Annotated in this window: 20 protein-coding genes and 2 pseudogenes; 12 read left to right on the forward strand and 10 right to left on the reverse strand. The window is 69.0% G+C overall.

Annotated elements, in window-relative coordinates:
- Positions 1-33 precede the first annotated feature (33 nt).
- The 4 genes from AC5677_RS04830 (at position 34) to AC5677_RS04845 (ending at position 2322) form a co-directional block, all read left to right on the forward strand.
- Positions 34-693 carry a TetR/AcrR family transcriptional regulator gene (locus AC5677_RS04830; protein ID WP_497193749.1) on the forward strand — a complete coding sequence of 220 codons (660 nt, stop codon included), beginning with the start codon at positions 34-36 and terminating at the stop codon, positions 691-693.
- A gap of 115 nt (positions 694-808) precedes the next feature.
- Positions 809-1192 (forward strand): DUF3224 domain-containing protein, encoded by a 384-nt coding sequence (locus tag AC5677_RS04835; RefSeq protein ID WP_497193750.1) that lies wholly within the window; start codon positions 809-811, stop codon positions 1190-1192.
- Between the two features lie 98 nt (positions 1193-1290).
- Positions 1291-1956, forward strand: a complete 666-nt coding sequence (locus AC5677_RS04840; RefSeq protein ID WP_497193751.1) for a restriction endonuclease — start codon at positions 1291-1293, stop codon at positions 1954-1956.
- 198 nt (positions 1957-2154) lie between these two features.
- Positions 2155-2322, forward strand: a complete 168-nt coding sequence (locus AC5677_RS04845; RefSeq protein ID WP_497193752.1) for a DUF6207 family protein — start codon at positions 2155-2157, stop codon at positions 2320-2322.
- Positions 2323-2394: 72 nt separating this feature from the next.
- Here AC5677_RS04845 and AC5677_RS04850 read toward each other — a convergent pair whose 3' ends face one another.
- From AC5677_RS04850 to AC5677_RS04860, 3 genes are all read right to left on the reverse strand, one after another.
- On the reverse strand, positions 2395-2922 hold the full coding sequence (locus AC5677_RS04850) for a hypothetical protein (RefSeq protein WP_497193753.1): 528 nt from the start codon (positions 2920-2922) through the stop codon (positions 2395-2397).
- 308 nt (positions 2923-3230) lie between these two features.
- The gene (locus AC5677_RS04855) at positions 3231-3884 is read right to left on the reverse strand and encodes a DUF7691 family protein (RefSeq protein WP_497193754.1); all 654 of its coding nucleotides are present in this window, start codon (positions 3882-3884) and stop codon (positions 3231-3233) included.
- A 205-nt stretch (positions 3885-4089) separates the two neighbouring features.
- Positions 4090-5046, reverse strand: a complete 957-nt coding sequence (locus AC5677_RS04860; protein ID WP_497193755.1) for a hypothetical protein — start codon at positions 5044-5046, stop codon at positions 4090-4092.
- A gap of 465 nt (positions 5047-5511) precedes the next feature.
- Here AC5677_RS04860 and AC5677_RS04865 point away from each other — a divergent pair, with 465 nt between their 5' ends.
- The 4 genes from AC5677_RS04865 to AC5677_RS04880 all read left to right on the forward strand — a co-directional run bounded on the left by AC5677_RS04865 (position 5512) and on the right by AC5677_RS04880 (position 7998).
- Positions 5512-6750 carry an FAD-dependent monooxygenase gene (locus tag AC5677_RS04865; protein WP_497193756.1) on the forward strand — a complete coding sequence of 413 codons (1239 nt, stop codon included), beginning with the start codon at positions 5512-5514 and terminating at the stop codon, positions 6748-6750.
- A 61-nt stretch (positions 6751-6811) separates the two neighbouring features.
- The gene (locus AC5677_RS04870; RefSeq protein ID WP_497193757.1) at positions 6812-7150 is read left to right on the forward strand and encodes a hypothetical protein; all 339 of its coding nucleotides are present in this window, start codon (positions 6812-6814) and stop codon (positions 7148-7150) included.
- Between the two features lie 56 nt (positions 7151-7206).
- The gene (locus AC5677_RS04875; RefSeq protein ID WP_497193758.1) at positions 7207-7383 is read left to right on the forward strand and encodes a LuxR C-terminal-related transcriptional regulator; all 177 of its coding nucleotides are present in this window, start codon (positions 7207-7209) and stop codon (positions 7381-7383) included.
- A 204-nt stretch (positions 7384-7587) separates the two neighbouring features.
- Positions 7588-7998, forward strand: coding sequence for a PaaI family thioesterase (locus AC5677_RS04880; protein WP_272924865.1), 411 nt, complete (start codon positions 7588-7590; stop codon positions 7996-7998).
- 464 nt (positions 7999-8462) lie between these two features.
- Here AC5677_RS04880 and AC5677_RS04885 read toward each other — a convergent pair.
- Positions 8463-8600 (reverse strand): annotated as a pseudogene (locus AC5677_RS04885) (helix-turn-helix domain-containing protein); the annotation flags it as partial.
- A 190-nt stretch (positions 8601-8790) separates the two neighbouring features.
- Between AC5677_RS04885 and AC5677_RS04890 the strand changes: the two are divergent.
- Complete coding sequence (locus tag AC5677_RS04890) at positions 8791-9180, forward strand: VOC family protein (protein ID WP_497193759.1); 390 nt, start codon at positions 8791-8793, stop codon at positions 9178-9180.
- 203 nt (positions 9181-9383) lie between these two features.
- On the opposite strand, the gene AC5677_RS04895 is transcribed toward AC5677_RS04890, so the two are convergent.
- Together AC5677_RS04895 and AC5677_RS04900 are read right to left on the reverse strand one after the other, a co-directional pair.
- Entirely contained in the window at positions 9384-9743 is a 360-nt protein-coding gene (locus AC5677_RS04895; RefSeq protein ID WP_497193760.1) for a nuclear transport factor 2 family protein, read from the reverse strand.
- 24 nt (positions 9744-9767) lie between these two features.
- Positions 9768-10562, reverse strand: a complete 795-nt coding sequence (locus AC5677_RS04900) for an SDR family oxidoreductase (protein WP_497193761.1) — start codon at positions 10560-10562, stop codon at positions 9768-9770.
- A 112-nt stretch (positions 10563-10674) separates the two neighbouring features.
- Between AC5677_RS04900 and AC5677_RS04905 the strand changes: the two genes are divergently transcribed.
- Entirely contained in the window at positions 10675-11202 is a 528-nt protein-coding gene (locus AC5677_RS04905) for a winged helix-turn-helix transcriptional regulator (protein ID WP_497193762.1), read from the forward strand.
- A gap of 26 nt (positions 11203-11228) precedes the next feature.
- On the opposite strand, the pseudogene AC5677_RS04910 reads toward AC5677_RS04905, so the two are convergent.
- Together AC5677_RS04910 and AC5677_RS04915 are read right to left on the reverse strand one after the other, a co-directional pair.
- A pseudogene (locus tag AC5677_RS04910) lies at positions 11229-11483 on the reverse strand (helix-turn-helix domain-containing protein); the annotation flags it as partial.
- 190 nt (positions 11484-11673) lie between these two features.
- On the reverse strand, positions 11674-12996 hold the full coding sequence (locus tag AC5677_RS04915) for a M64 family metallopeptidase (protein ID WP_497193763.1): 1323 nt from the start codon (positions 12994-12996) through the stop codon (positions 11674-11676).
- Between the two features lie 342 nt (positions 12997-13338).
- Here AC5677_RS04915 and AC5677_RS04920 point away from each other — a divergent pair, with 342 nt between their 5' ends.
- Together AC5677_RS04920 and AC5677_RS04925 are read left to right on the forward strand one after the other, a co-directional pair.
- On the forward strand, positions 13339-13539 hold the full coding sequence (locus AC5677_RS04920) for a hypothetical protein (protein WP_497193764.1): 201 nt from the start codon (positions 13339-13341) through the stop codon (positions 13537-13539).
- A gap of 38 nt (positions 13540-13577) precedes the next feature.
- The gene (locus tag AC5677_RS04925) at positions 13578-14252 is read left to right on the forward strand and encodes an HAD family hydrolase (RefSeq protein ID WP_497193765.1); all 675 of its coding nucleotides are present in this window, start codon (positions 13578-13580) and stop codon (positions 14250-14252) included.
- A gap of 359 nt (positions 14253-14611) precedes the next feature.
- Here the strand turns inward: AC5677_RS04925 and AC5677_RS04930 are convergent, their stop codons facing one another.
- Together AC5677_RS04930 and AC5677_RS04935 are read right to left on the reverse strand one after the other, a co-directional pair.
- Complete coding sequence (locus AC5677_RS04930) at positions 14612-15088, reverse strand: lamin tail domain-containing protein (RefSeq protein WP_497193766.1); 477 nt, start codon at positions 15086-15088, stop codon at positions 14612-14614.
- 556 nt (positions 15089-15644) lie between these two features.
- On the reverse strand, positions 15645-16133 hold the full coding sequence (locus AC5677_RS04935) for a carboxymuconolactone decarboxylase family protein (protein WP_497193767.1): 489 nt from the start codon (positions 16131-16133) through the stop codon (positions 15645-15647).
- Between the last annotated feature and the right edge of the window lie 416 nt (positions 16134-16549).

Below are 16549 nucleotides of genomic sequence, written 5' to 3' on the forward strand. Positions count from 1 at the left end.
TAGGTTAGGCTGAGCCCGGACGAGAGGGGCGAGATGGCAGGCCGAAGGCGTTGGTCGACCGAGGAGATCCTGGACACGGCGGCGGAACTGCTGCGTACGAGCGACGCAGAGTCGTTCAGCGTGCGCAAGCTCGCGGCAACGCTCGGGACCGACTCCTCCAGCCTCTACCGGCACTTCCGCAACAAGACCGAATTGCTGCGCGCGGTCGCCGACCGGATCCTGGCGGCCGCCATGGACGGCTACCGCCCCGAGGGCGACTGGAAGCAGCGCATCACCGCCACGGCCCTTCGCCTGCGCGAAGCCTTCGGCCAACAGCCCCAACTCGCCGTGATCTGGGGACGCTACGCGTCCAGCGGCACCGGATCCCGGCTGGTCATGGAAGAGATCCTGCAGTCACTGCGAGCCTCGGGCCTGCCCGATCAGGAGATCCCGGCGCGCTACCACCGGATCGTGATCCTCCTCGCCGCGTTGATCGCCTCCGAGGCCGGCGTCAGCACCATCACCACCGAAGAGAACGAACAGGGCATGGAGCTGTTCCGCGTCGCAGTACTGGGCGCCGACCCCGAACGCTTTCCCGCCCTGGCTCACTACGCTCGCGACATCCGCCCCCTCGGCGCAGACCGCCGCGACGCGTTCGAGGAGATCCTCGCCGCCCATCTCGCCCACATCGAGGCTGCAATCCGCCCGAGCTAGGGCCTGTCCGACGGGTCACGGCGGGACTACTCGGTGGCCATGTCAGTGGTGCGGCATACGATCCGGGGTGCGAGCTTCAGGCACATTCAAAGTTGCCGACTTCACCCCGGCGCCGGTGCCCAACCCCGCGATCGAGACGGCATTGCCCGTCGGTGTAGCCACGTTGGAGAAGCAGTACCAAGGCGAGGTCGTTGGGCGCTCCGCCACCTTGTTCACCGCCGCGTTCGACCAGTCCACCGGGACGGGGACGTATGCCGCGATGGAGTCCTTCGAAGGGTCACTCCACGGGCAGCAGGGCGCCTGCAATTTTGCGCACTCCGCGACAACCCTGGGCGAAGGAAGGGAGAGCGAGTTCTTCGTCATCGTGCCGCCCAGTGGGACAAGCGCGTTGGCCGGCATCACTGGGCCAGGGCGTGTTTCACCGTGCCGGGTCAGAAGACGACGCATGAGCGGCTGCCGCTGCCACGGACGAGTGACCGGCGGGAAAGCCAACGACTGAGCACAACCAGCCAACCGGACCGGCCCGCCCACCCGCGGGGCGCCTGCCACACCACACTGAGCAGGCCAGCGCGACCGATCAGCACATCGGGGGATCACGTGACGACAGCCCGACGACCCAGCAACCGCCGCCCCGCCCGCCGGCCCCGCGGCAAAGCCGCCCGCCGCCGGCAGCGCGAAGCCCGCGGCCTCGCCGCCCTCCTCACCGCCGTCTTCGCCGTCGCAGCCGTGAGCGCCTACCCCGTCACCAGCGCCATCGTCATCACCCTCACAGCAGCCGCGGCCCTGACCGTCCACCTCGCCCGTACCGGCCGCTTACGGCTCCCCGCAGGCCTCGCCGGCGCCACGGGAACCCAGCCGCGACGGGACTTCACGCACACCATCGCCGCCTACCAGAACATGGGCTCCACCGACTTCGAGCACGCCATGGCCGACCTCGCCCGCCGCGACCCCGCCGTCCGCAAAACCGAGGTCTCCGGCGGCAAGAACGACCGTGGCCTGGACGTCCTGGTCCACCTCCACAGTGGCGACCGCTACCTCCTCCAGTGCAAGCGTTGGAAGGGCCGCGTCGGCTCCGAAGAAGTCATGAAGATCAACGGCACCTACCGGGACATCCACAACTGCGTCGGCGCCGCGATCATCACCACCAGCGCCTTCACCGCAGACGCCGAGCGCACCAACGCCATGCTGCCCAAGGCGCTGCGGCTCATCGACGGCCGCGGCCTCGCCCGCTGGGCCGCCGGCGGCCGCCCACCCTGGGCCTGACCCCACGGCGAACAGCGTGGAGGAGTAGCCGGGGGGAAAGCACGTCGGACAAGCCGACGATCGTGCCTCACCATCCGAGATGCACGTCCCACGCCGCGGTCTTCAGCCGACCCACCGCGTCCGGCGACTGAAGCCCGACACCTTTCGCGTCTGAGGCTTCCGAACTCGGCACGGGTGACTGCTTGCTGTCCTGGTCGGATGTCGTCCCAGGCGGTCGCCGCGCTGGGCGGACTGTGGCTCTCCAGCGGACCCTCCGCCCCCCGGCACACCCCCGGCCAGCCCCTCGTCGCCATCCGCGCCTACGCCGACCTGCATCGCGCCCCGCTGACCGGCGGCCCCGGCGCCCCATGGCCTCAACGAGCCTGACGGCATCGACATCGGCGTGCTGCAGGCCAGGAGGAGGCCGTTGTGCTCGGCATGGTCGACGGTGGGGAGAACCTATCCGGCCCAGGGATTCGGCCCCTGTTTGAGGATGGCGAGCCCGCCCGCCTGGGCGGTGGGCCATAGGTCGATCTGATAGAGAAAGTGGTCACCGGGGCCACCGTTGGTGTCGACGGCTGGTGGCTCGGAGGGGATGTAGGAGACCCGGACGCGCAGCAGCCCGGAGGGAACGGTCACGCTCGGTCCGTCCTCCGGAAGGACTCCCGGGCTGGACACGGCGAGTTGGCCGGTCGAGGCGTCCAGGTCCGCCTCGACGATGTGCTCGGCCGTCGGCTCCGTCATCGGCGCGGACTCGTGCACGGTGATCAACGACTCGACCATGTCGTCCCGGGCGGTGCCGACAGAGATCGAGTGCGGCTCCACCCCGATGCGATGAACCTGGACTGCTTCCTCGGTCCAGCCGGCCGGCGGCACGTCCGGGTCCATCGCGTGTTCGGCCAACCAGGCGTCATAGGGTTCGAGGTCCTGGACGTAGAACTGTCCATGATCGGCATCGATCAGGAACGTCAACGAAGCATCAGCCACCGCCGCAGGCTATCGGAGCCCGCGCGGCACCGATTGATCTGGGCCTTCAGCTCCCGGACCGGACCCGCGCCTGCGGGGTGGTTCGATGCCGCAGACGCTGCCCGCCAGTCACTACGGGTCTTCCCCGCCGATGCGGGGGCGGCCCGCTCCAGGGCTCCACGCCCGCCCCGCTGAGCACGCTTTCCCCGCCGGCGTGGGGGTGGTCCGTCGATGTGAATGTCCTGTTCGACCAGCGAAATGTCCGCTCCGTGTTCGCTGCCCATCAGGCCGTCCTGGCGCTCGCGGTGCGGCGACCGTGTCTCTACGGGTCAGCCCTTGATGGAGAAGAAGATCGTGTCCTGGGTGTACCAGTCGAGGTTCTTCGTGCCGTACTCCCACGATTCGTGCTCGACATCCAGCTTCTCGATGAGGACTTGGACGTCATAGGTGAAACCGTCGTCCATCCTGTCCAGGACCGCACGGTAAGCATCCGCGGCGGGCTTGGCCTTGGCCAGCGGGAACATCCCGATGTGCGGGCCGTCCACGGGATACGGGATGTAGAAGGGGATCTCTTCCGGCGGCCCGGAAAACAGGTGGTCGTGCAGCAAGAGGTCGGCACTCACGCCCAATCGCTGCAATTCGCCGTCCAGCAGCCCGAAGAAGGTCGAGGGCTTCGAGTACACGCCCAGCTCGTCGGGGTCGGAGCCATTGCGGTCAATGATGAGCTGGAGGGCACTGTAGTAGGCGGCGGCCGCGTACTCGGCGTCTGAGCCGGCGTGGCCGGCTATGAGGTGGTCGAGCGCGTCCGGAACGGACAGGCCCCAGTCGATGCCCTCGTGGTCGAGGTCGAGTTGCCTGGCCTGCGCGAGCTCGCGCATGACGCCGAGGTTGCGCTGCTGGTCAGATGTGAGGTTCCCGGCGGCCCCGAGAAAGGCGACGACGTCGGCCTTGTCGGCGCTGTTGAACGAGATGATTCGGCTCATGATCGTCATGCTGTCAGCCACCACTGACATCGGACTCGGCGGGCAGGGGCCCCACAGGGCAGCCGACGGCCGGGCCCGGCAGCCGGCCCCGGCAGATCCATCGCCACCGTGATCCATGGACAGGCTCTTCCGTCACGCGCGATCCTGCGGCTGGTGCGACCGAATGCCTCCATTGGTGGGCTATGCCCTCTGTATCGCCCAGCTCCTACGTGCGCAGGGGTGTCGGGCTGGTGTCGGCGGGGGTGCGCGGGCGTGAGCCGACAAGTGATCTCAACATGCCGACCCCCGTCACGACGGCGGCGACGTGCAGCACCGCAGCGACGGCAAGGTTTTCCGGCAAGGTGACGTGGCTGGGGTGGGCCAGTGCCACGAACAGAGTGAGAGGCAGTTTCCAGCCGCTCCACGCGAACAGCGAGCCCGACCCGAGCCAGCCGAGCGCCAGCAGGAGGTGGTGGGGCACCCGGGTAGGACGTTGTCGGGCAAGCATCCAGACGGCGGCGGCTCCGGCGAGCGCCCAGCACGCACCCACGCCCGTCAGCAGGTACCCATTGGTGTCCCGCTCGGCCGGGTGTGCGACTCCGAGGGTGCCGCCAACTGCCCAGTACGTCCAGGCAAGACCGACGACGGCTGCGACAGCAGCAGCCCATGGCACTGCGGTACGGGTACCGTCCCCGAGCCGCGCGGTGAAAGCTTCCGGCCAGCGTCGCCGCAGGTAAGCGGGGAGCGCGAGGGCCAGCCCCAACCCCATCCCGATGAAGCTGAACTGGATCAGTGCGCCTTCCCAGCCAGGCATGGCCGAGTCGTCGCCCCCGCCGTTCGCCGCGCCGCCGCGCGCTGCATCCAGCACCGTACTGAGCACGGCATACGGCAGGATCGACACGAGGAACCCCGACCCCGTCCAAGCGCAGAAGGCCGCCAGCCGCCCCGGTATCCGCATGCCCCAGGGCCGCACCAGGGCGAGCGCCAGGGCGATCCCGATGCCCGCCATGCCGATGGTCACGGTATTGAGGAGCACCCAACCGGCCAGGGAGAAGCCCTTCCCGATCGGCGCCAGTCCCAGCAGTGAGCCGACGACCCACGACGCCTTGATCAACAGATAGGGCGACACTGCCAACGCCGCCCCATATCCCGCGCACCGTCCGACCCGGTCCCAGCGTTCCACCTGGATGTCCCTTCCTCAGCAGGAACTCCAGCCTCGGACATCCCCCTGCCCGTGTACGTCCGCCATGAGGAGCGTTCGCCTCCACCGGGCGGCGGAGCCCGATCTCGTCATCCGGACGGACCGGGCGCGCGAGCTTCCCTGACGAACGGTCACTATGCGGGCGTGGCCCCTGAGAACGGGACAGTGGGGCAGTGGGGCAGTGGGGCAGTGGGACGGTGGGACGGTGTTCCAGGTCGGGTCCGTGGAGACAGGGCAGGCGGATCAGCAGGTGGTCGCAGGTCGAACCCGGCACGCACGGTTCACCGAGCGGCACGCCGGGGTTGCCCGAGAAGGCCATGGAGTCCGTCCGTCCGCGAGGCCATGGCCGCGGACCGGTGAGCGCGGCCATTCCTCCGCGGTGAGCGCGGTGAGCGCGGTGAGCGCACGGTGAGCCCGCGGTGAGCGCTCCCGTAGAAGGTCTGAGGCATGACGAACCTCAAGGTACTGATCTCCGGCGCCTCCGTCGCCGGCCCCGCGCTCGCCTACTGGCTCCATCAGCATGGCTTCCAGCCCACCGTCGTGGAGCGCGCCCCCGCGCTCCGCGACGGCGGCTACGCCGTCGACTTCCGCGGCGAGGCCCACCTGACGGTCCTGCGCCGCATGGGCATCCTGGCCGACCTCGAGCGCGTCCGGACGGGCACGGGCTCGATGTCCTACGTCAACAGCGCGGGCAAGCCACAGGCCGAGCTGCCCGCGGACATGTTCGCCGGGGACATCGAGATCCTCCGGGGTGACCTGGCCCGGATCCTGTACGACGCCACCCGGCAGCACACCGAGTACGTCTTCGGCGACTCCATCACCTCGCTCACCGAGGACGCCCAGGGCGTGACCGTGTCCTTCGAGCACGGCGCGCCGCGCCGCTTCGACCTGGTGATCGGCGCGGACGGGCTGCACTCCAACACCCGCCGCCTGGCGTTCGGTCCGGAGGAACAGTTCGTGAAGCACCTGGGCGTGCACTGCGCGATCTTCACCACCGCCAACCACCTCGGGCTCGACCACACCGGGCACGCCTACCGCACCGCAGGCAGGCTCGTCGCACTCCACAGCGCCCGCCACAATGCCGAGGCCAGGGCCGTCTTCTACTTCGCCGCGCCGCAGCTGGATGTGGACCGCCGTGACGTGGCGCGGCAACAGGCCGTCCTCGCTGAGACGTTCACCGGGAACGGCTGGGAGAGCGACCGGCTGCTGCAGGACATGCGGAACGCGCCCGACTTCTACTTCGACTCGGTCGGCCAGGTCCATATGGACACCTGGTCCCGCGGCCGGGTCGCCTTGATCGGCGACGCCGCCTACTGCCCGTCCTCCCTGTCGGGCATGGGGTCGGGCCTCGCTCTGGTCGGCGCGTACGTCCTGGCGGGCGAGCTGGCCGCCGCGCACGGCGATCACCGCGTTGCGTTCGCGCGGTACGAGGAGGAAATGCGCGAGTACGCGGTGGGCTGCCAGAAAATGGGTGACGGCGTAGCCAAGCTGATGGTCCCCGGAAGCCGCGTCCTGGCCACGCTCCTCAACCGCTATTACAAGGTCATGCCGTACCTGCCGGGCAAGAACATGGCTTCCAAGATCGCCCGCAAGGCCGCGGAGAACATCACGCTCCGCGACTACCGTGAACTTGCCCCGCGGCAGGCACGCTGCGCGGAGAAGTCGTCCCCGCGCCCTCGGGCCTAGTTAAAACCGATCCGGTCTCACGGCGATGACCAGGGACGCTCCCGGACTTGACGTGGCCGGCATGGCGCAGGACGCGGCAGGCGTCCTGGCCGCCGTTGACCGCGAGGCCCCCGACATCGTTCTGCTCAATCCTCGCAAACTGACGGGTGACAACCTTCACCGTCTCGTCCAGCCGATCGGCGCACATGCCTCGAATATCGTCCTGTGGCGTCACGACTCCGTCGTCGCGTCACAGGACGCTTTACGAGCCAAGGTCGCCGGGTTCGCGGATCCGGAAATCCTGCAGGAGGACTTCGCCAACGCGATCACCCTGGTCAGCTGGGGCTGTGCGGTGTATCTCCTCCCGCGTGACGGCTTTCCGATATCAGTACCGAATGTCCGACGCCTTCAACCTCGGTAGCGATTTCGGGCCTCACATCGTGAGAGAAAGAAGTTCTCCCTTGACTAGGCGCCTATGTGAGGATCAATCAGATCGGTTCCGCTCTTCGCATCGCGGAGAAAACCGTGAAGAAGCATGCGCATCGCGCAATGATCAATTTTTCGGCTGCCAACCGGGTGGAAGCGGCTTGCCGCTTGTCTCCCAGCACGGCCCGAAGCGGTGAGCGGCACGCGGTAGATCCGACTTCCGGATGAGGGCTTGTGGTGCAGCGCGTGCAGCGCACCGGCCGTGAATCCCGAACTCCTTGCATTGCAGTCTCCGCGCCGGTCGTCGAGGAGCGACCACTCTCGCTGAACAACGGCATTGTGCGGCTGAGGCGTTGGATTCGAATGTTCGTGATTCTTACTCTGCTGGATCTGCGCGTTCGGTATTCGTAACGTTGCTATGTTAGGTCGATGATGGATATCGACGCAGCTCAAGCCGTCCTCGATAACAGCCCCTTCGGACCCTGGTGGGGATTCAAGGTGGAAGCTGTCGGGAAGGGGCAGGCCAAGGTTTCGTTACGCCAGCGCCCGGAGCTCTTCCGCCCCGGCGGCGTCCTCCAGGGCGGGTGTGCGATGACACTCGCCGATGTGACCTGCTGGATCGCGATCATGTCGCTGTTCGGCGAGGACGATCCGTCCGTCACCCAGCAGATGACGACGAGTTTCCTCGGCCCGGCGCGCACCGATCTGGTCTGCGAGTCGACGATCGTCCGGCCCGGCCGCTTGATCGTTTACGGCACCGCTGACACGACCGACACCGCCGGAAAGCTCGTATCCCACCACACCCTGACCTATATCCGGCCACCGGAGCGGAACGTGGCCTGAGAGATCCGTCCGTTCCCAGCCATAGCCCCTGCCTGCGGCCATCCCGGCGAAGACCTGCCCGCCCGATCCGCATGGCCCGCATCGTGAAGGATGCGTCGGTTCCGGCAGCCGCCGGCCTTGCTGGCGGCAGTGCCGCCGCTGGCTGCTGGCGTGGCCCTGGCAGAGCTTCACCACGATGCCCGCCCGGGCACATCTCGCCGAGTCGCTGACAACTGCACAAAGCTCCGGGTCGCTGCCGCGTGGCCGTGCCGACGGAACGGACTGAACATCGAACTCCTCCCAGGCCAGACCTCGCATCCGCGGCATGGAGCTGCCACGCCGCTCAGCCAAGCGCCCTCGAATGCGGGGAGCGAGGACAGGTTCGTACGGCACCGAGCCCGTCACCGAACCGACCCCGCGCCGAACCAGCCCCGCGCATACGGGGATGGCCCCGAGTTCGAGCGGGGCTTCCTGTTCGGCGTCGACCGGGCGCCCAGTCCCGTCTCCAGCCGGGCCACTTGGTGGCTGAGCGCGGACTGGACGACGTGGCACCGCTCGGCGACGCGGGTGAAGCTCGCGGCCTCCGCCACCGCGAGGACGTAGCGCATCCGCTGGACGCCCATTGACCCATCGTGAAACACGATGGATGGGATGACAACCATGTATTGGACGGATGGATGTCTGCTCGGCGATGCTGAAGTCCACGGCGGGCCATGGCAGTTAACAACCAGCCACGGACCGGCGAGGCCCGGGGCCGCAGGCCCCGGCGTACCACCAGTGGCGCACTGGCGCCCCGACCCCACGGAGACACCCATGCGCGTGATCGCCTTCGACCACCTCGTCCTGAACGTCGCCGACATCGAGCGTTCCCTCGCCTTCTACACCGGCCCGCTGGGGCTCGAACCGGTACGGGTGGAGGAGTGGCGGGCCGGCAAGGTCTCCTTCCCGTCCGTGCGGTTGAGCCCCACCGCCATCATCGACCTCGTCGAGGCGCCCGACGGGCGGCCGGAGGGCTCCAACGTCGACCACATCTGCCTGGTGGTCGAGCCGCTCGACTGGCAGCAGGTCATCGATTCCGGTGTCTTCACGGTGCTGGACGGTCCCGGCGAGCGCTTCGGCGCCCGGGGCACCGCGGTCTCCGTCTATGTACGGGACCCCGACGGCAACACCGTGGAACTGCGCTGGTACCCGCAGGACGCCTGAGGAACCTCACGGCGATCCAGCTGGACGCGGTCGCGGTCGATCCGACCGGGGCCGAGACCGTCGCGAGCCACCTCGCCCGCGCCGCCGCCCTCGAACAGGAACAATCGCCGGACCAGAGCACACAGGACCGCATCGGCCTGTTCAGCACCTGCGGAACTGAACGGCGAGTGCTGTGGTGCCGACCGGGCATACGTGGGTGCAGGTCAGGGTTCGATGACGAGGTCCTCGATGAGGCCGGTGCCGAGGGTGAAGCGGTAGTGCAGGTCCACTACGCCGCCGGGGAAGTTGCCTTCGAGGTGGTGTGTGGTGACGTAGTGGTCCGTGTCGACCTTCTGTGTGCCGGTGAGTTCGATCGTGTACGTGTACTCACTGGCGGAACGGTTCAGCCAGCTCTCGATCGCCGCGGCTCCCTTGTGGGTCCTGCGCTCGTCGGTCACGGTGGCGTCCGGATGAAAGGCGCCGAGTGCGGTGGCGGTGTCACGGGTGCGATGGGCTTCCAAGTAGCGGGTGATCACCTCGGGCAGGGCGTCGGGGGCGAGGTCCTGAGGTTGGTCGGTGTGCATGGCGGTTCCTGACGGTGGAGGGGTTCATACGGTGGGGATGGTGCCGCCGTCGATGACGTACTCGGCGCCGACTATGGCGGAGGCGCGGTCGGATGCGAGGAAGGCGATGAGTTCGGCGACTTCTTCGGGGCGGTTGGGGCGGCCCAGCGGGATGCCGCCGAGGGAGTCCATGAGCTGTTTCAGTGCCGCCTCGTGGGTGGTGCCGGCATTCTCGGCGATTCGGGCGACGAGGTGGTCCGCGGCGGTGGTCTGGACGAAGCCGGGGGCGACGGTATTGACGCGGACGCCGTGCGGGGCGACCTCGTTGGCCAGGCCCTTGCTGTAGGTGGTCAGCGCGGCCTTGGCGGCGGCGTAGGCGAGGGTGCCGTTCCACAGCGGCATGCGGCGCTGGATCGAGGAGACGTGGATGATGACGCCGCGGCCGGCTTCGATCATTGCGGGCAGCAGGCCGCGGTCCAGGCGGACGGCGGCGAGGAGGTTGACGTTCAGCTCCCTGGCCCAGTCGTCCTCGTCGAGGGCCGCGTATCCGCCCGAGGGTGCTTCCGAGCCGCCCAGGTTGTTGACCAGGATGTCGATGCCACCGAGGCGGCGAAGGGCTTCCTCGACGACAGTGGCGGCCCCCTCGGGGACGGCCAGGTCTGCGGTGATCATGTCCGAGGCCGGGAGGCCGTCCGGTCGGCTGCGCGCGGTCACGAGCACGGTGGCGCCGGCTTGGGTCAGGCGTCGGGCGACGGCCGCGCCGACCCCCTTCGTGCCGCCGGTGACCAGGGCGCGTCGGCCCTTCAGGGATTCGCTGATGTCGCTGACGGGGGTGGTCATGGAGAGTTCCGTTCCCGGGTACGGGCAGGCAGCGGCACCGCACCCATCGGTACTGCTAAAATAGAAGCCACTAACTTCGACTTTAGCAGTAACTATCCGGGGGTGGTCAACCTTGGCAGGCCGCATCAGGGCAGAAGACCTCGAATGCCCGCTGTCCACGACCGTGCAGCACGTCGGCGAATGGTGGACGCTGCTGATCCTCCACGACGCCTTCGACGGCTACACCCGCTTCGACCAGTTCCAGGAGAACCTCGGCATCTCCACCAGCATGCTCACCGCACGCCTGAAGACCCTCGTCGCCGACGGCCTGCTGGAGCGCCGCCCTTACCAGACCAATCCGGTCCGCTACGAGTACGTCCTGACCGGCCTGGGCCGCTCCCTGCGCCCGGTGATCATCACCCTCGCCGCATGGGGCAACTCCCGCCTCACCCCCGAGCAGCGCAGCATGATCCTGATCGACGCCGGCAGCGGCGACGAAGTCGAACCCGTGGTCGTCGACGCCAGGACCGGACGCCGCCTGGACGACAGTCACGCCTACGTGTTCACCGCCGGCCCCGCCGCCAGCCGTGCCATGCGCGCCCGCTATGACCGAACCGCGGCGACCACGGCAACCACGGCTGACGGTGCAATCACCACGTGACGTCCGGCTCGCAGACAGGCGTCGAGCCGTGCCCTTCGAGCGGATGGGTACTGGAGCGCCTCGAAGCCGTCGGCGTTGGCGTCATGGATGACGTCCCGGGCCCGGTCCGCGCTGGTGAACGTCACCTCGGCGATCTTCGCCACCGGCACACCCCGCGCGGACAGCCGCACCAGCTGCGCCCGCCTCCGGGTCACCAACGCCCCGGTGCCGCGCCGCACGATGCGCGACGGACGAGCGCCCTCGTCGTCATCGATCTCCCACACCTGCACCCGCTCGGCCATGCCGAATGGCCAGGACCGAGCGCCGCAATCGCGCCGAATCAACCGACCTGACGATCCTCTCTGCTGTGACGGCGGCGCACATCGCTGATCAGGGATGACAGATGCGCGCGCTGCAATGACATACGGAGGGGCGGGGGCGTACGGGCGGGGTCCCGGAGCCGGGTCCCCGCCCGTGCCGGCGGTCTGCGGGTCAGCCCGTGACGCGCCAGGTCAGCGCTGCGGACAGGTACTTGCGCAGGGCCGGGGTGCGGACCGCGCGCGTGGGGTCGACGGCCTTGGCGGTGACGGTGTGGGCGCGGCCGTCGGCGGGGACGCCGAGGGATCCGGGCTCGACCGTGGTCCGGCCGCGAGCGGCGGCGGCCTCATGCCCGTCGACGTACCACGTCACCCGCGCCCCGGGGGCCGGGGTGACGCGGATCCGGTCTTCGCGGGACAAGGCGTGCGCGGTATCGACCTGGCTGGTCAGCACGCTCGCGTGGCGGTAGAAGCCGGCGATCATGGCCTCGCGGCCGGGGAGGTTGAACTCGCGGCCCAGCGTGCGCATGATCGAGTTCTCGGTGGGGCGGTTGAGCCCGAACTGGTAGTAGCCGCCGCCCTCGTAGGCTCCGACCGTGCCGCCGTCGGGCGACTCCTGCCCGATCCAGCGGTACCACTTCTGCTGCCGGCCGGTCATCTCGTCGGCGGAGAGGGTCGAGAGGTTGACCTCAGCGGGCTCGGGACCGGAGTACGTCCCCGGCTGCCCGTAGTCGTACTCGTCGGCGAGCTTGCCGAGCGAATGGCCCGTCTCGTGCACCGCGATCTGGTCGGACTGCGCGTTGTCGGACGAGGCGGTGGCGATCCCCTCGTAACCGACCTGCGACGAGACGTCGTTGTAGCCCGCGCCGCCGTACTTCGTGGAGTTGGACAGTACGACGACGAGATCGGCCGCGGGGGCCTTGGCCGCGTACGACTCGACCTTGTTGGTGTCGACGCACAGCAGCCGCTCGGTGCCGTCGCAGAAGAACGCCGAGCCGAGGGCGGTGTCGCGGACCACGTCCTGGGTCGGATCGCCGGAGACGCCGGAGTCATGGGAGACGGCGTCGACGGCCCAGACGTTGAACAGGCCGGTGTACGAGGCGTACGGCTCGACCTCGGTCATCTTGGCCCACTTGGCGCGGATGTCGGCGTGGAAGTCCTCCTGCTGCGCATCGGTGTAACCGTCGCCAACGAAGACGACGTCGAGCTTGCTGCCGACGGGGCCGTTCTGCACGATCGGGGTGACGTCCCCGTCGGCGGCGATGGCCGCCTTGTCGGCCGGCGACAGCGGCTTCGGGGAGGCAACGGTGGTGTGTCGGGGGTGCCCGTCCGGGCCGGTGAAGTACTCGACCGCCTGATGGGTCTGAGGGGGTTGGGGAGCCGACGACGGGGCCGCGCCCTGGGCCGTGGTCGCGGCGGCTGTCGCGGCGACGACGGCCGCGAGGGTCGTCCCGATGGCCGCTGCGGTGCGTGCGGATATGGAGGTGCGTCTACGCATGTGGGGGTCCTCCCGAAGCCCGCCGCGACGGCGGCGGGTTGAGCCAGATTTTGGCGCGGCTCAATGTATGGGCTGGGGAGGCGGCGGACAACGGGCGTGGCTCAAGTGGTCTGTGGTGAGCGGCGTTTCACGCCATTCGCCCTTGCACGAGCTCGTCAGGCGCCCTCGTTCCGCCAGGAGCCCGGGCCGACCGGTCGGCGCCACCGCTTGAGGCGTCTCGGGCACCTCCCCGCAAGGCGCGATGCGCGATGCGCGACAGCAGAGGAGCGAAAGGACCAATCCCTGCCCGACTTCGGGCAGGAAAGTGGATGTTCCACGATTTCGAACCTATGGTGATCGTCCATGACCGCCATAAGCGCATTGGGGGCTTTCCCTCTGATGGCGGGATTTCCCGCCCTCCCTCCCGGGTTCGACAGCGCGTGGCGCGGGCTCTCCTCGCTCCTGTGGGCCACCCGGCGCCACGCGGTGGACGAGTGCCCGAAGACGACCAGGAGCGGCGCCGAGGTCGGGACAGGCATCGTCGATCGCGCCGACACCGTCTGAACAGCCGACCAGCTCACCGGAAGTGAAAGGACACAGTCATGGGCTCGCTCCCCGCCAGCGCGGAGGCCGTGGTATTCGACTGCGACGGCCTACTGGTCAACACCGAAGTCTGCTGGACCGTCGCGGAAACGGCCATCTTCGCCGCGCACGGCCACGCCTTCGGCCCCGAACAGAAGGCGCTGGTCATCGGCCGTACCGTGGAGGCTGCGGGGCAGGCCATGGCGGACTACTTCGGTCGGACCGGAGCCGGCGTCGAACTCGCCGCCGAACTCCTCGACCGCGTCCGCAAGGAGCTGGCCCGGGGCGCCGCCGCCCTCCCCGGGGCTGCGGAGCTGGTGCGGGCCTGCCGGGCATCCGTACCCATAGCCGTCGCGAGCAACAGCCCCAGGGAACTCCTGGACGCGGCGCTGGGATCGGCTGGTCTCGCCGCATACTTCACCCACTCGTTCGCCGCCGACGAGGCGCGTTCCCCCAAGCCCGCACCGGACCTCTACCTCACGGCATGCGAGGCACTCGGTGCGGCCCCGCAGCGTTCCGTCGCCTTCGAGGACTCGGCCACCGGTATCGCCTCGGCGCGTGCCGCGGGTCTGTACGTCGCGGTCGTGCCGTCCCTTCCGGAGGCCACCCTCGATCACGACTGGCTGGGCGCCAGCCTGGCCGAGCCCGAATTGCTGGACTGGGCCGGGAAATTGGGGCGAGGCACCGCCCTCTGACCCACCGGCTGCCACGAGAAACGCCTTCTCGGGGTTACGGACATGCTGCACCCGCCGTCCCTGACCGGGCACGCCGCCGGCTCCGCAGCCCAGCGCCGGGCTGCGGAATATGTGCGCACCGCTGACGGCCGGCGGATCGGCCATCGAAAAGGTATCGCCACGCCGTACCCCCTGGGCGGGACGACAGAGTCCGAGTAGTCCGAGTCCACGGTCACGGGCGCCGGCCGCCCTCTTCGCCTCCGCCGTGCGCGGCTGAAGCACACCGCGCCGGTGCCGGACATGGCGGTGCGCCGCAGACGTAGGGCTGCGGCGCACCGGGGGTGGTGAGAGTGACCAGGTCTCACCGGTTGGTCATCGGGTCAGTGGCCGTGGCGGCCCCAGCGCTCGGAGTCGATGATGCGGTGGCGGGCGTTGCGCAGGGTGGCGGTGTCGCGGTTGTTGTCCCAGACGTACGTGCGGCGGTCCTGGTAGAGGTCCCGGCGGTTGTCGTGGCCGATGCCGGTGTGGACGCGGACCTGAGTGTGGCCGGCCAGGCGGACGTTGCCGAAGCGGTAGGTGTGACCGCTCTTGTCGGAGAGGGTCCAGCCCTTGATGGTCACCGGCCAGCGGCCGGTGTTCTTCACCGTGACCCACTCGGCGTTCAGGCTCCGGTTGGAGCGGTCGTCGCGGCCGGGGCTGTCGTACTGGATCGGCCCGAGGACCACTGCGGAGCGGACATGGTGGTGCCGGGCCGGAGCGTGGTGGTGGCCGACCGCGGCCGCAGGCAGAGCAGCGGTGGCCGCAAGTGCCGCGGAGCCGAGGACGGCAGCGGCGATACGTGACGCATGACGGAACACGAAGATCCCTCCCAAGGCACCCACGCGGGGTGCCGGAAAACCGGACGCCCGGCCGGTTCGACCGGGCCCCCACACAATGACGCCACGTCATCCCTTGGCGGAAGAAATCCGATTTGACTTTACGAAATGCGGACATTTACACAACCGCGCCGCGCCAGGCGCACACTCCCCCGCGCCCATCAGCCCCGATGCGACACCCCCTACACGCATCCAGACGCCCCAAGGGGCCACCCTCGGTAAACCACTCAGAACTGCCGGAGCCGGCCGGAGGTGACACCGCACTGCACTGGATGACGGCGGCTGCTGCTCCGCCGCCGCCGTCCGCGCCACCCAGCCGGTCGTCGCAGGCATCGACCGAGCACCGCTGCCGAGGCGGTGGCCGGTTCCCGCCGCGAGGGATGGGTTGTGCCGCACCCCGCTTGCCGAATGTCCGCCTGGCGGCCGCGACGCCGAAGGGCTCCGCGCCACCGCCGAGGGGCACGGTCTCGACGTGTTCATCGACGGCCGTGCGGCCTCGCGTCGGCGGATCGGGCGGCCCCTGAAACCGATGGACAGGTCAGTCCCACTGCTCGTCCGCGAGGGAGCTGACCGGCTGCGGCTTGCCTATGACGGCCAGGGCGATGAAGAAGTTGATCTGGCCGATCGCGATGGTCAGGGTGGCCAGTGCCTTCTCGTCGTAGTGCTTCGCCACCTCGGCGTACAGCTCGTCGGAGACGCGTTCCCTGCCGTGCGGGGCGGGCTGGAGGGTGGCCTCCGCCAAGGCGAGGGCGGCGCGCTCGGCTTCGGTGAAGTACGGGGCGTCCTGCCAGGAGGAGACTGCGGTGATGCGCTCCTCGGACTCCCCGGCCTTGCGCAGGAAGCCGGTGTTGAGGATCGTCAGGTAGGTGTTGCCCACGATCTGCCCGGCGCGCAGGTGGACGAGGTTCATCGTGGTCCGCGGCACCGAGTGGTTGCCCGTGGCCCGGAAGAGGGCGGCGCTGACGTCGTTCAGCTCGGGCACGAACTCGGCCGGGTTGGGCATCCGGGAGATGGAGGTCTTCGTCATGGCTGCGCTCCTTCGCTTCCGCCTGGTTGGCGTCTTCACAGCACTGACGGATGGGCGCACGCAGATGTGACGGGAATCCGGAAAAGTTTCCTGGCGTGCTCCCGGCCTGGCGGCAAACCTGCCCTTCGCAGGCCGCGCCCGCTGAGTCGCGCCGGAGCATCCGCGCCACCGGGACTCGTCACCGTGCGGACAGCCGAGCAACGTGCCGCCAAGGTCACCACGGACTCCCCTGCCCAACGACCAGACCATGCCTCTCGGCGCGCCTGGGACAGCCTGGGCCACCTAACGGACTTCGCTTGCACAGCGTTCCTGGCGAGCCGCTGGTCATCAACGGCTGCCTCCAACACCGGGTTCCCCACCGAATCAGCGGGGCATCGCTTTACCCTTCCCGCGACAAATGCTGCGAAATTCGGGCC

The sequence above is a fragment of the Streptomyces sp. JLSY215 genome, from assembly GCF_059682825.1.